Origin of the sequence: Buttiauxella agrestis ATCC 33320, assembly GCF_000735355.1 — a bacterium.
Classification (GTDB): Bacteria; Pseudomonadota; Gammaproteobacteria; order Enterobacterales; family Enterobacteriaceae; genus Buttiauxella; species Buttiauxella agrestis.
This window is the reverse complement of record NZ_JMPI01000064.1, coordinates 1-11,740: the sequence shown is the minus strand read 5'-3', so window position 1 is coordinate 11,740 and position 11,740 is coordinate 1. Positions and strand designations below refer to the sequence as shown.

The 11,740-nt window shown below is 48.2% G+C and carries 16 protein-coding genes; 10 read left to right on the top strand and 6 right to left on the bottom strand.

Translation table 11 applies throughout. The features are described from left to right. Positions 1-13 precede the first annotated feature (13 nt). From GBAG_RS18460 to GBAG_RS18445, 4 genes are all read left to right on the top strand, one after another. Positions 14-1,003 carry a DNA-directed RNA polymerase subunit alpha gene (locus GBAG_RS18460; RefSeq protein ID WP_034461761.1) on the top strand — a complete coding sequence of 330 codons (990 nt, stop codon included), beginning with the start codon at positions 14-16 and terminating at the stop codon, positions 1,001-1,003. A gap of 40 nt (positions 1,004-1,043) precedes the next feature. Continuing rightward, the gene (gene rplQ, locus GBAG_RS18455; protein ID WP_034461760.1) at positions 1,044-1,430 is read left to right on the top strand and encodes a 50S ribosomal protein L17; all 387 of its coding nucleotides are present in this window, start codon (positions 1,044-1,046) and stop codon (positions 1,428-1,430) included. 143 nt (positions 1,431-1,573) lie between these two features. Further along, positions 1,574-1,993 carry a Zn(2+)-responsive transcriptional regulator gene (gene zntR, locus GBAG_RS18450; protein ID WP_034499012.1) on the top strand — a complete coding sequence of 140 codons (420 nt, stop codon included), beginning with the start codon at positions 1,574-1,576 and terminating at the stop codon, positions 1,991-1,993. 62 nt (positions 1,994-2,055) lie between these two features. After that, positions 2,056-2,298 (top strand): alternative ribosome-rescue factor A, encoded by a 243-nt coding sequence (locus GBAG_RS18445; RefSeq protein ID WP_034499009.1) that lies wholly within the window; start codon positions 2,056-2,058, stop codon positions 2,296-2,298. On the opposite strand, the gene mscL is transcribed toward GBAG_RS18445, so the two are convergent. The 5 genes from mscL to def form a co-directional block, all read right to left on the bottom strand. Beyond that, positions 2,273-2,686, bottom strand: a complete 414-nt coding sequence (mscL, locus tag GBAG_RS18440) for a large-conductance mechanosensitive channel protein MscL (RefSeq protein WP_034499006.1) — start codon at positions 2,684-2,686, stop codon at positions 2,273-2,275. The genes GBAG_RS18445 and mscL overlap by 26 nt on opposite strands. 160 nt (positions 2,687-2,846) lie before the next feature. Continuing rightward, positions 2,847-4,223, bottom strand: a complete 1,377-nt coding sequence (trkA, locus tag GBAG_RS18435) for a Trk system potassium transporter TrkA (protein ID WP_034499005.1) — start codon at positions 4,221-4,223, stop codon at positions 2,847-2,849. Positions 4,224-4,270: 47 nt separating this feature from the next. Further along, positions 4,271-5,560, bottom strand: a complete 1,290-nt coding sequence (gene rsmB, locus GBAG_RS18430; protein WP_034499002.1) for a 16S rRNA (cytosine(967)-C(5))-methyltransferase RsmB — start codon at positions 5,558-5,560, stop codon at positions 4,271-4,273. A 76-nt stretch (positions 5,561-5,636) separates the two neighbouring features. Next, on the bottom strand, positions 5,637-6,584 hold the full coding sequence (fmt, locus tag GBAG_RS18425) for a methionyl-tRNA formyltransferase (RefSeq protein WP_034499000.1): 948 nt from the start codon (positions 6,582-6,584) through the stop codon (positions 5,637-5,639). A 21-nt stretch (positions 6,585-6,605) separates the two neighbouring features. After that, a complete protein-coding gene (gene def / locus GBAG_RS18420) occupies positions 6,606-7,115 on the bottom strand; it encodes a peptide deformylase (protein WP_034498997.1) in 510 nt (169 codons plus the stop codon). A 128-nt stretch (positions 7,116-7,243) separates the two neighbouring features. Between def and dprA the strand changes: the two genes are divergently transcribed. Genes dprA through GBAG_RS18390 form a run of 6 tightly spaced genes read left to right on the top strand, consistent with a single transcriptional unit; the run spans position 7,244 to position 11,040 of the window. After that, positions 7,244-8,368 carry a DNA-protecting protein DprA gene (dprA, locus tag GBAG_RS18415; RefSeq protein WP_034498994.1) on the top strand — a complete coding sequence of 375 codons (1,125 nt, stop codon included), beginning with the start codon at positions 7,244-7,246 and terminating at the stop codon, positions 8,366-8,368. After that, positions 8,340-8,813: a DUF494 family protein Smg gene (gene smg, locus GBAG_RS18410; RefSeq protein WP_034461751.1), complete on the top strand. Its 474-nt coding sequence runs from the start codon at positions 8,340-8,342 to the stop codon at positions 8,811-8,813. The genes dprA and smg overlap by 29 nt, the downstream gene beginning before the upstream one ends. A gap of 24 nt (positions 8,814-8,837) precedes the next feature. Then, positions 8,838-9,380 (top strand): DNA topoisomerase family protein, encoded by a 543-nt coding sequence (locus tag GBAG_RS18405; protein WP_034498991.1) that lies wholly within the window; start codon positions 8,838-8,840, stop codon positions 9,378-9,380. Positions 9,381-9,386: 6 nt separating this feature from the next. Beyond that, complete coding sequence (tsaC, locus tag GBAG_RS18400) at positions 9,387-9,959, top strand: L-threonylcarbamoyladenylate synthase type 1 TsaC (RefSeq protein WP_034498990.1); 573 nt, start codon at positions 9,387-9,389, stop codon at positions 9,957-9,959. An 8-nt stretch (positions 9,960-9,967) separates the two neighbouring features. Continuing rightward, entirely contained in the window at positions 9,968-10,786 is an 819-nt protein-coding gene (gene aroE / locus GBAG_RS18395; protein WP_034498987.1) for a shikimate dehydrogenase, read from the top strand. Further along, the gene (locus GBAG_RS18390; RefSeq protein ID WP_034498983.1) at positions 10,783-11,040 is read left to right on the top strand and encodes a DUF1488 family protein; all 258 of its coding nucleotides are present in this window, start codon (positions 10,783-10,785) and stop codon (positions 11,038-11,040) included. Before aroE ends, GBAG_RS18390 begins: the two co-directional genes overlap by 4 nt. Here GBAG_RS18390 and GBAG_RS18385 read toward each other — a convergent pair. Continuing rightward, positions 11,016-11,570: a gamma carbonic anhydrase family protein gene (locus tag GBAG_RS18385; protein WP_034498981.1), complete on the bottom strand. Its 555-nt coding sequence runs from the start codon at positions 11,568-11,570 to the stop codon at positions 11,016-11,018. The genes GBAG_RS18390 and GBAG_RS18385 overlap by 25 nt on opposite strands. Positions 11,571-11,740: the final 170 nt, after the last annotated feature.

Sequence of the window (11,740 nt, the reverse complement as noted above, 5' to 3'; positions counted from 1 at the left end):
AAGAGAGGACACAATGCAGGGTTCTGTGACAGAGTTTCTAAAACCGCGCCTGGTAGATATCGAGCAAGTGAGTTCGACGCACGCCAAGGTGACCCTTGAGCCTTTAGAGCGTGGCTTTGGCCATACTCTTGGTAATGCACTGCGCCGTATTCTGCTCTCATCGATGCCGGGTTGCGCGGTGACAGAGGTTGAGATTGATGGTGTACTACATGAGTACAGCACCAAAGAAGGCGTTCAGGAGGATATCCTGGAAATCCTGCTCAACCTGAAAGGGCTGGCGGTGAGAGTTCAAGGTAAAGATGATGTTATTCTTACTCTGAATAAGTCTGGCATTGGCCCTGTGACTGCAGCCGATATCACCCATGATGGTGATGTCGAAATCGTCAAGCCGCAGCATGTGATCTGCCACCTGACCGATGAGAACGCATCTATTAGCATGCGTATCAAAGTTCAGCGCGGTCGCGGTTATGTGCCGGCCTCTGCCCGAATTCATTCGGAAGAAGATGAGCGCCCAATCGGACGTTTGCTGGTCGACGCTTGCTACAGCCCTGTAGAGCGAATTGCCTACAATGTTGAAGCTGCGCGTGTAGAACAGCGCACCGACCTGGATAAGCTGGTCATCGAAATGGAAACCAACGGCACAATCGATCCTGAAGAGGCGATTCGTCGTGCGGCAACCATTCTGGCTGAACAACTTGAAGCTTTCGTTGATTTACGTGATGTACGTCAACCAGAAGTTAAAGAAGAGAAACCAGAATTCGATCCGATCCTGCTGCGCCCTGTTGACGATCTGGAATTGACTGTCCGCTCTGCTAACTGCCTTAAGGCAGAAGCTATCCACTATATCGGTGATCTGGTACAGCGTACCGAAGTTGAGCTGCTCAAAACGCCTAACTTGGGTAAAAAATCTCTTACTGAGATTAAAGACGTGCTGGCTTCCCGTGGTTTGTCTCTGGGCATGCGCCTGGAAAACTGGCCACCGGCAAGCATCGCTGACGAGTAACCGGATCACAGGTTAAGGTTTTACTGAGAAGGATAAGGTCATGCGCCATCGTAAGAGTGGTCGTCAACTGAACCGCAACAGCAGCCATCGCCAGGCTATGTTCCGCAACATGGCAGGTTCACTGGTTCGTCATGAGATCATCAAGACGACTCTGCCTAAAGCGAAAGAGCTGCGTCGCGTAGTTGAGCCGCTGATTACTCTTGCCAAGACTGATAGCGTTGCTAATCGTCGTCTGGCATTCGCCCGCACTCGTGATAACGAGATCGTGGCAAAACTGTTTAATGAATTGGGTCCGCGCTTTGCAGCGCGTACTGGTGGTTACACTCGTATTCTTAAGTGTGGCTTCCGTGCTGGTGATAACGCTCCGATGGCTTACATCGAGCTGGTTGACCGCGCCGAATCTCAAACAGAAGCTGCTGCAGAGTAATCTGTAGTAACGTGAAAAAACCGGGCTTGCCCGGTTTTTTTATATCTGAAATTCCCCTCCGGCATTAATTCATCGTATCTTTGTTGTATCTCTTACCAGCAAGAGCAACATACGTTACTTCATAAAATTGATGAGGAATGATCATGTTTCGTATTGGAGAGTTGGCCAAACTGGCGGACGTTACACCTGATACCATTCGTTATTACGAAAAGCAGCAAATGATGGCTCATGAAGTCAGGACTGAAGGCGGATTCAGACTTTACAGCGAAAGTGATTTACAGCGTTTGAAATTCATCCGTTATGCCAAGCAGTTGGGCTTCACTCTTGAAACGATCCGTGAACTTTTGTCTATCCGAGTTGATCCCGTACATCATACATGCCAGGAATCAAAGAGCATTGTGCAGTCGAGGCTGCTCGAAGTTGAGTCCAAAATTAGAGAATTACAGCATATGAAAAGGTCATTACAAAGACTGAATGATGCCTGCTGTGGCAGCGCTCATAGCAGTGAGTATTGTTCAATTCTCGAGGCGCTTGAGCAAGGTGCGAGGCAGCGAAAAGAATAAATTGCAGTCCGATATGTGCAGGCATAGAATAATGCCGTTATTTTAATCTATCTGGAGTTTTTATGAGTAAGTATCAGCATAAAAAAGGTGCCATCAGGGATAATGCTATCGAGGCTTTGCTGCATGATCCGCTGTTCCGCCAACGAGTTGAGCAGAATAAGAAAGGGAAGGGTAGTTATCAACGAACAGCAAAACATGCAAAACGAGGTAACTGGGAGGCCAGTGGCAAACAAGCAAATTGCTTTTTTACCACTGGCCTTCCTGTTTTAACTAGCGCAATCAGATTCGCTCATTCTGCTGTTTAAGCAGATCGCGGATTTCGCTGAGTAATATTTCTTCTTTGGTTGGTGCCGGTGGCGCTGCAGGTTCTTCTTTTTTCTTACGATTCAGTTGGTTTAGCGCTTTGATTGCCATGAAGATTGCGAACGCAACGATCACGAAGTCAAAAATATTTTGAATAAATACGCCGTAATGCATCACCACTGCCGGAATATCTCCAACTGCGGGTCTTAGCGTTATAGCGAATTGTTTAAAATCAACGCCACCAATCAATAACCCCAGTGGTGGCATAATAATATCTGCGACCAGAGACGAAACGATTTTCCCGAATGCTGCACCAATAATGACACCCACTGCCAAATCAACAACATTTCCGCGCATCGCGAATTCGCGAAATTCTTTTAACATGCTCATTTTTCTCTCCTTGTTCCGGCTGACGTTAATAAGTCTAACAAATGATGACTCGATTGCCATTACATCAGGAAATAAGAATTTATCGCCAATTCAATAGCTTTAATAAGGTTTATCGAGGTTGAAAGTGAAATGGGCAGAAATGTAATCTGCCCAAAAGTGACTACAGGAAGAATGGACTTGGCTGGAACAGGCGTTCTACATCGCTAACAAATTTCTTATCTGTCAGGAACATAATGACATGGTCACCTTGTTCGATGCGTAAATTGTCATTTGCGATCATAACGTCATTACCACGAACGACTGCACCGATAATCGTCCCTGGTGGAAGCTTTATCTCATCAATAGAGCGTCCTACTACACGTGAAGTACTCTCATCACCGTGAGCAACGGCTTCAATCGCTTCGGCTACACCACGGCGCAAAGATGAAACGCTCACGATATCAGCTTTCCGCACGTGCCCCAGAAGTGCCGAAATGGTGGCTTGTTGCGGTGAAATTGCAATATCAATTACACTGCCCTGCACAAGGTCCACATAAGCTTTACGTTGAATAAGAACCATAACTTTTTTGGCTCCCATACGTTTAGCCAACATAGCAGACATAATATTTGCTTCATCATCGTTGGTGACGGCGATAAACAAATCTACCTGCTCAATATGCTCTTCAGCCAGCAGCTCCTGATCGGAAGCATCGCCATAAAATACGATGGTATTTTGCAGCATTTCCGCAAGTTCGGCTGCGCGCTGAGGATCGCGTTCAATAAGCTTAACGCTGTAATCTTTTTCAAGGCGTTGCGCCAGACCTGCGCCAATATTGCCGCCACCAACGAGCATGATGCGCTTATACGGTTTTTCCAGACGCTGTAGTTCACTCATTACCGCTCGAATATGCTGAGATGCGGCAATGAAGAAGACTTCATCCCCAGCTTCAACGATGGTTGAACCTTGCGGGCGAATAGGTCGGTCGTGACGGAAAATAGCGGCGACACGAGTTTCGATATGCGGCATATGTTCACGCATTGTCGAAAGGGCATTCCCTACTAATGGACCACCATAATAGGCTTTCACTACCGCAAGACTGACTTTCCCTTCTGCGAAATTCACGACCTGAAGCGCACCAGGATACTCAATCAGACGATAAATATTGTCGATAACTAATTGTTCTGGCGCGATAAGATGGTCTATTGGTACAGCTTCAGCGTTAAACAAACGCTCGGCGTCACGCACGTAATCTGGCGCACGGATACGCGCAATTCGGTTTGGTGTGTTAAACAACGAATACGCCACCTGGCAGGCGATCATATTCGTTTCATCAGAACTGGTAACAGCAACCAGCATATCGGCATCGTCAGCACCTGCTTCACGTAAAACACGTGGATGCGAGCCGTGCCCCTGCACAACACGTAAATCGAACTTATCCTGCAAGCTGCGTAGGCGGTCCTGATTAGTATCAACAACGGTAATATCGTTGTTCTCACCAACCAGGTTTTCTGCCAGAGTGCCGCCAACCTGGCCAGCACCGAGAATTATTATTTTCATTTTTTATAGCTTCATGGGTGATGAAACCTAAGACTCAGCAAACTGAATCAGCTCTTAATTAGCTTAGCGTAAAAGAAGCCGTCACCGTCTTCCTGGGAAGGTAGATTCTGGATCCCCGGCTTTTCAGTTGTACCCGTTTCAACCAGTTTTGCTTCTGGATGCAGAGCAAGGAACGCGGCGACTTGCTGGCAATTCTCTTCCGGCAGGATAGAGCAGGTCGCGTAGACCAGTGTTCCACCTGTTTTCAATTTTGGCCAGATAGCTTCAAGAATCTCTTTTTGCAGCGCGGCTAATTCAGCGATGTCACGGTCACGACGCAGCCATTTGATATCTGGATGGCGCCGAATAACCCCTGTTGCTGAACATGGAGCATCAAGAAGAATACGATCAAATTGCTGGTTGCCACACCACTGCTCAGGGTAACGACCATCGCCTTTTTTCACATCAGCGGTCATTCCCAAACGTTGTAGATTTTCGTGGACTCGTTTCAGGCGCTGTTCATCAATGTCTACTGCCATGACATGCGCTTTTGGAGCAGCTTCCAGAATATGTGTCGTTTTTCCGCCCGGTGCCGCACACAAATCCAGGATCGTATCGCCGTTTTGCGGATCAAGTAGATCAACACAACCCTGAGCCGAAGCATCCTGAACAGTAACACAGCCCTCTTCAAATCCAGGCAGTGCATGCACTGGAGCTGGAGCCTCCAGACGCACAGCGTCGCGATATTGCGGGTGAGCATGACCTTCAAGACCTTTTTCAGCCAGTAATGCCATCCACTCTTCACGCGTTTGATGCTGACGGTTCACGCGTAGCCACATTGGTGGACGCTGATTGTTAGCCTCAATGATGGATTGCCACTGATTGGGGTAAGCTTTTTTCAAACGTTGCAGCAACCAGGAAGGATGTAAAAAACGACTTTCGTGTTTAGCCGCTTCCGCCATTAATTCTGCTTGCTGCCTTTGGAACTGGCGCAGAACGCCATTAATCAGACCTTTCAGCGACTGGCGTTTAATTGCCATTGCGCCTTCAACTGTTTCTGCCAGAGCGGCATGGGCAGGAATTCGGGTATAAAGCAGCTGATAAAAACCCACCATAATCAGATAGTGGATGGTGCGTTGCTTGCCGGTCATTGGACGGGACATCAATTTGCCAATCAGCCATTCTAGCTGTGGCAAGGTGCGTATTACACCAAAGCAAAGTTCTTGTAGTAAGGCTCTATCTTTGTCAGAGACTTTTTGTTGCATGGCTGGTAGGACATTGCTGAGCGACTGTCCCTGTTCCACAACTTGTTCAATCGTCTGTGCGGCCATACTGCGAAGATTTAGTGTTTTTTTCATAACAACGCTCTGGTTTTCCGGCGCTTAAAAACAAAAATGCCCAGGTGTATGACCTGGGCGCAAAGAATTTCTTTTATCAGGCGAGAAGCGCGCCTGGCTTAAACCATTCACTGCGAGAGTTCAGAAGATCCTGAGCGCTCATTGCTTTTTTACCTGCAGGTTGAAGCGATTCCAGACTTAAAATTCCTTCAGCTGTTGCCACCTGAATACCCTGCTTATTGGCTTCGATGATTGTTCCAGGAGTTGCTTTAGCGGGCTGGTTAATCACGGATGCTTGCCAGATTTTGACAGGTTGACCGTCAATTTCCAGCCAACTCATTGGCCACGGGTTAAATGCACGGATATTGCGCTCGAGCTGTGCCGCAGAAAGTGACCAATCGACGCGGGCCTCTTCCTTGCTGAGCTTTTCAGCGTAAGTCACTAATTCTTCATTCTGAGTTTCAGGTTTTGCAGTGCCTGCTGCTAACTGGCTTAATGTTTCCAGTAATCCCTGAGGACCAAGATCTGCCAGTTTATCGTACAACGTTGCACTGGTATCTGTCGCTTCAATCGGGCATGCGAGTTTAACCAGTATATCGCCAGTATCCAGACCAACATCCATCTGCATGATGGTTACGCCAGTTTCAGCATCACCTGCCCATAACGAACGCTGGATAGGTGCCGCACCGCGCCAGCGTGGCAGCAGTGACCCGTGCACATTAATGCAACCCAGGCGAGGCATATCAAGTACTGCTTTTGGCAGAATCAAACCGTAAGCCACGACAACCATCACATCGGCATCCAGGTTGGAAACCAATTCCTGATTTTCAGCAGGGCGCAATGACGCAGGTTGAAAAATGGGGATACTCTTTTCCGTCGCCAACACTTTGACCGGACTCGGCATCAGCTTTTTACCACGTCCAGCGGGCCTGTCGGGTTGTGTAAATACGCCAACAACCTGGTGCTGAGAAGACAACAGCGCGTCTAGATGACGCGCTGCGAAGTCAGGTGTGCCAGCGAAAATAATACGTAGTGAATCAGACACATTATTCCCTTTTGTGATGGATTACGCGCTCTTATTCAGGCGAGCCATTTTTTCCAGTTTCTGACGAATACGCTGACGTTTCAACGGCGAAAGATAATCGACGAAAAGTTTACCAACCAGGTGATCCATCTCGTGCTGGATACAGATAGCCAGCAGGCCATCAGCTTCGAGTTCGTACGGCTTACCTTCACGATCGAGCGCGCGGATTTTGACTTTTTCCGCACGTGGAACCAACGCACGTTGTTCAGGAATAGACAGACAACCTTCTTCGATACCTGTTTCACCGCTTTTTTCCAGCAGTTCAGGGTTAATCAACACCAGGCGTTCATCGCGATTCTCGGAAACATCAATCACGATAATACGTTGATGGATATCCACCTGCGTTGCTGCCAGGCCAATACCTTCCTCTGCGTACATTGTCTCGAACATGTCATCGACAATCCGCTGAATCTCCGCATTCACCTCTTTAACCGGCGTCGCAACAGTGCGAAGGCGCTCGTCCGGAAAATGTAATACCTGCAAAACTGACATAAATATCCAGAGCTGTGTTCAATTGATAGAAAGATTATTACCTCTATTCTAGACATTTCCCCGCCTGATTGACAGCATCAGTGACCAATCGCAAGGATTGCTTTTATAGCTTATGGCAGGGGGAAGTTATGCCAACAACAGAGATTTGGTTACGCCTTATGGCTGTTCAAAGCTTGAGTGGCGATAAGCTATTAAAAATTGCCCATTTCTTAATGAGTGAGCCGGAGTATTCGGCATTCTCGCTGGCTAAAGCGGGGTTGTCTGCTCCACAGATATCTCAGTTTCTGGCACTCAGTAATAAAGAGCTGGAAGCATCATTCAGTTGGCTTGAACAACCTAATCATCATCTCCTGACCGCAGATGACCCAGCATATCCCGAGCAACTACGAGCAATAGACTGTTACCCCGCAGCGCTATTTGTCGCGGGTGATGTGGCGCTTCTTTCCAGTAATCAGCTTGCTGTAGTGGGTAATCGTGGCCTTACTCTTTACGGCGAACGTTGGTGCCGGATGTTTTGTGAGCCACTCGCTACAGCTGGATTAACAATAACCAGTGGCCTGGCTTTGGGTATTGACGCGGTAGCACACCGCGCAGCACTCAATGTTCATGGGAAAACCGTCGCGGTATTGGGAAACGGTCTGGCAGATATCTACCCCAAACGACATAAGCAGTTGGGTCAGCAGATCATTGCTGAAGGGGGAGCGGTAATATCTGAGTTTCCACTTGCGACCTCGCCGTATCCCGGTAACTTCCCTCGCAGAAATCGCATCATTAGTGGTCTAAGCCGGGCAGTATTTGTTGTGGAGGCGAGTGAGCGCAGCGGTTCGTTGGTGACAGCGCGTTATGCCCTCGAACAAGGCCGTGAATTGTTTGCGTTACCTGGGGCCGTGGGAAGCCCGGGGAGCGAAGGCCCGCATTGGTTGATTAAGCAGGGGGCAACTCTTGTGAGCCATCCTTCAGATATTCTCGAGTATCTCGAAAACGAACTGCAATGGCTTCCGTCACCTCACAACGCATTAATATATTCACACAATGAAGGGGATCGCACATTGCCATTTCCTGAGCTGTTGGCTAACGTAGGAGATGAGGTTACACCTGTTGACGTCGTCGCTGAACGTGCCGGCCAACCTGTGCCAGTTACGGTAGCCCAGCTACTCGAACTGGAGTTAGCAGGATGGATCGCAGCTGTACCCGGCGGCTATGTCCGATTGAGGAGGGCATGCCATGTTCGACGTACTAATGTACTTATTTGAAACCTACATCCACAACGAAGTGGAAATGCGAGTTGATCAAGATAAATTGACGCGTGATCTCGCCGATGCTGGTTTTGATCACGAAGACATTTATAACGCTCTTGTATGGCTTGAAAAGCTGGCGGACTATCAAGATGGTCTGACTGAACCCATGCAACTGGCCGCTGATCCTCTTTCTATGCGTATGTATACCGCAGAAGAATGCCAGCGACTTGATGCAACTTGTCGGGGGTTTTTACTGTTCCTGGAACAGATTCAGGTGCTGAACCTCGAAACCCGTGAAATGGTCATTGAACGAGTATTGGCGCTAGACACCGCTGAGTTTGAGCTGGAAGACTTAAAGTGGGTGGTGCTAATGGTACTGTTCAATATTCCGGGTTGTGAAAACGCATATCAACAAATGGAAGAATTACTCTTCGAAGTAAATGAAGGTATGCTGCACTAAATTAAAGTCGCAGCATGAGATGTTATGACCAAATCAGCACTGTTCACTGTGCCTAAAAATGAACCCTGTCCTCAATGCGGGGCAGGGTTAGTGATTCGTTCCGGTAAACATGGCCCTTTTCTTGGCTGTTCTCATTACCCGGAATGCGATTATGTGCGTCCGCTAAAAAACCAGGCTGACGGCCATATAGTTAAAGTACTGGAAGGCCAGCTCTGCCCGTTATGCCAGGAGAACCTTGTTCTACGCCAGGGGCGTTTTGGTATGTTCATTGGTTGTAGCAACTATCCTTCCTGCGAGCACACGGAAGTTATCGACAAACCAGATGAAACGGCAATCAATTGTCCCCAGTGCCAGCAGGGTAAATTAGTCCAGCGCCGTTCCCGATTTGGCAAAACATTTTGGTCTTGTGATAGCTACCCGACATGTCAGTTTGTTATCAACAGCAAACCGGTAGCGGGCGAATGCCCTGCATGTCACTATCCTTTACTTATCGAAAAGAAAACCGCACAGGGCTTAAAACATCTTTGTGCCAGTAAACAATGTGGAAAGCCGGTAACGGCGGAATAAAAGCTTGTGAAGACAAACCTGCAAAAAGAGCAACTCGTAGAGATCGTTGCCGCCTTAAAAGAACAACAAGTCATCGCTTATCCAACCGAAGCTGTATTCGGTGTCGGTTGTGATCCTGACAGTGAATTAGCCGTTACGCGTTTGCTTGAGTTAAAACATCGCCCTGTCGACAAAGGCCTGATTCTGATTGCTGCGAATTTCGAGCAACTTGTTCCTTATATAGATAGTTCCGCACTTTCGCAAAAGCAGCGAGACGATGTGTTTTCTTGCTGGCCAGGACCTGTGACTTTTGTTTTTCCTGCACTTCCTTCAACGCCGCGCTGGCTGACAGGGCGGTTTGAATCCCTGGCTGTGAGAGTCACGGACCATCCTTTAGTCCGCGATTTATGCGAGGCGTTTGGCAAACCTTTGGTTTCCACCAGTGCCAATTTATCCGGCCTGCCTCCGTGTCGCACTGCTGATGAAGTGTCGCTGCAATTTGGCGATAGCTTCCCGGTATTGCGTGGTGATACCGGAGGCCGCCAGAATCCTTCTGAAATTCGTGACGCTTTGACCGGCCAACTTTTCCGCCAGGGGTAATTTAATTAATGGAAACCTTTGCCGTTTTTGGTAACCCAATTCAGCACAGCAAATCACCGCAAATACACAAGATGTTTGCTGAGCAACTAACTATCGAGCATTCATATGGCCGTGTGTTGGCACCTGTTGATGCTTTTATTGAAACACTGGAGCAATTTTTCCAGGCTGGCGGCAAAGGCATCAACATTACCGTTCCTTTTAAGGAGCAGGCATTCGCTCGGGCAGATGAACTGACTGAACGTGCAGCATTAGCCGGAGCGGTGAATACTCTCAAACGGCTGGACGATGGCCGCCTGTTGGGGGACAACACTGACGGTATTGGGTTGTTAACCGACCTTGAACGGTTGTCCTTCATTAAACCGAGGCAGCGTATTTTGTTGTTAGGTGCTGGTGGCGCGGCAAGAGGGGTGTTATTGCCATTGCTTTCGCTTGATTGCGCAGTAACGATAGTTAACCGAACTCTTTCCCGAGCACAAGAACTCGCGCAGCTATTTAGCCACACCGGCAGCGTTAAGGCGTTGGCGCAGTGTGACCTCGATGGTCATGAATTTGATCTCATTATCAATGCGACTTCGAGCGGAATCGCCGGTGACATTCCAGCGATTCCGGCGTCTCTGCTTTCGCACAACGTTTATTGCTACGACATGTTCTACCAAAAAGGTGAAACACCCTTCCTGCTTTGGTGCAAACAACACGGTGTTCAGCACTACGCTGACGGTTTGGGAATGCTGGTTGGGCAAGCTGCCCATGCATTTTTACTGTGGCATGGAAGATTACCTGAAATCGCACCCGTAATAGAGAAGCTAAAACAGGAAATGTCGCAGTGAACCAGGCGATCCAGTTTCCCGATCGTGAATGGTGGGACGATCAGCTCCAGGCGATATGCTTTCCAGCGGTAGTAAATGGGTTTCAAGTGATGTGTGGCATTTCCGGGAAGATTATCGCCAGCCGTTATGGTGGCGATAATAAGGAATCATGGCTCGAGCACTTTCGTCTTCATCGTCTGGACCTGGAAGAAGAAGCTGAGGCTATGATTGCCGAAGGCGAAGATGACGATCAAGGCTGGGTATGGCTTTCCTGAGCGAGGTATTCATCTTTCCATCGTACGTAGTTATTGGCTGAGTATTTTAAGCCTTCCCGTTCTTCTGGTGTGAGCGGGCGAATCTGTTTAATCGGACTGCCCAAATAAAGGTAGCCACTTTCAAGTCGCTTGTGTTGTGGCACCAGACTTCCCGCACCAATCATTACGTCATCTTCTATTACTACACCATCCAGCAAAATCGACCCCATACCGACAAGCACGCGATTGCCAATAGTGCAGCCATGCAGCATGACCTTGTGTCCAACAGTTACATCTTCGCCGACAACTAGTGGATTGCCTTCAGGGTTGTAGGCGGATTTATGCGTGACGTGTAGAACACTGCCATCCTGAATATTGCTACGAGCACCAATAGCGACATAGTTAACGTCACCACGAATGGCGACTAGCGGCCAGATACTCACATCATCGGCAAGACGTACATCGCCAATTACTACACTTGAACTATCAAGCATCACTCGTTGGCCGACTTTAGGGTAAGTTTTTTGAAAAGGTCGTAATACTGTGGACATAAACACCTCTGGAAGTTCTCTTCGTAGATAGACTGTGGCTGCTTTCTTAACCGATGGCAAGGAGGGAAACCGTCAAAAACAGGGCAGATCGAACACGATCGCAGCGAAAAGGGCGAAAACTAATCAGTCAGTTGAAAAGATCGAAAAAAGGGTTGTGCAATAAAAAGAGA

Bases quoted from the DNA above. Each gene is read 5' to 3' on its own strand.
- GBAG_RS18460 (WP_034461761.1), top strand. From the start codon at position 14: ATGCAGGGTTCTGTGACAGAGTTTCTAAAACCGCGCCTGGTAGATATC.
- rplQ (WP_034461760.1), top strand. From the start codon at position 1,044: ATGCGCCATCGTAAGAGTGGTCGTCAACTGAACCGCAACAGCAGCCAT.
- zntR (WP_034499012.1), top strand. From the start codon at position 1,574: ATGTTTCGTATTGGAGAGTTGGCCAAACTGGCGGACGTTACACCTGAT.
- GBAG_RS18445 (WP_034499009.1), top strand. From the start codon at position 2,056: ATGAGTAAGTATCAGCATAAAAAAGGTGCCATCAGGGATAATGCTATC.
- mscL (WP_034499006.1), bottom strand. From the start codon at position 2,686: ATGAGCATGTTAAAAGAATTTCGCGAATTCGCGATGCGCGGAAATGTT.
- trkA (WP_034499005.1), bottom strand. From the start codon at position 4,223: ATGAAAATAATAATTCTCGGTGCTGGCCAGGTTGGCGGCACTCTGGCA.
- rsmB (WP_034499002.1), bottom strand. From the start codon at position 5,560: ATGAAAAAAACACTAAATCTTCGCAGTATGGCCGCACAGACGATTGAA.
- def (WP_034498997.1), bottom strand. From the start codon at position 7,115: ATGTCAGTTTTGCAGGTATTACATTTTCCGGACGAGCGCCTTCGCACT.
- dprA (WP_034498994.1), top strand. From the start codon at position 7,244: ATGCCAACAACAGAGATTTGGTTACGCCTTATGGCTGTTCAAAGCTTG.
- smg (WP_034461751.1), top strand. From the start codon at position 8,340: ATGTTCGACGTACTAATGTACTTATTTGAAACCTACATCCACAACGAA.
- GBAG_RS18405 (WP_034498991.1), top strand. From the start codon at position 8,838: ATGACCAAATCAGCACTGTTCACTGTGCCTAAAAATGAACCCTGTCCT.
- aroE (WP_034498987.1), top strand. From the start codon at position 9,968: ATGGAAACCTTTGCCGTTTTTGGTAACCCAATTCAGCACAGCAAATCA.
- GBAG_RS18385 (WP_034498981.1), bottom strand. From the start codon at position 11,570: ATGTCCACAGTATTACGACCTTTTCAAAAAACTTACCCTAAAGTCGGC.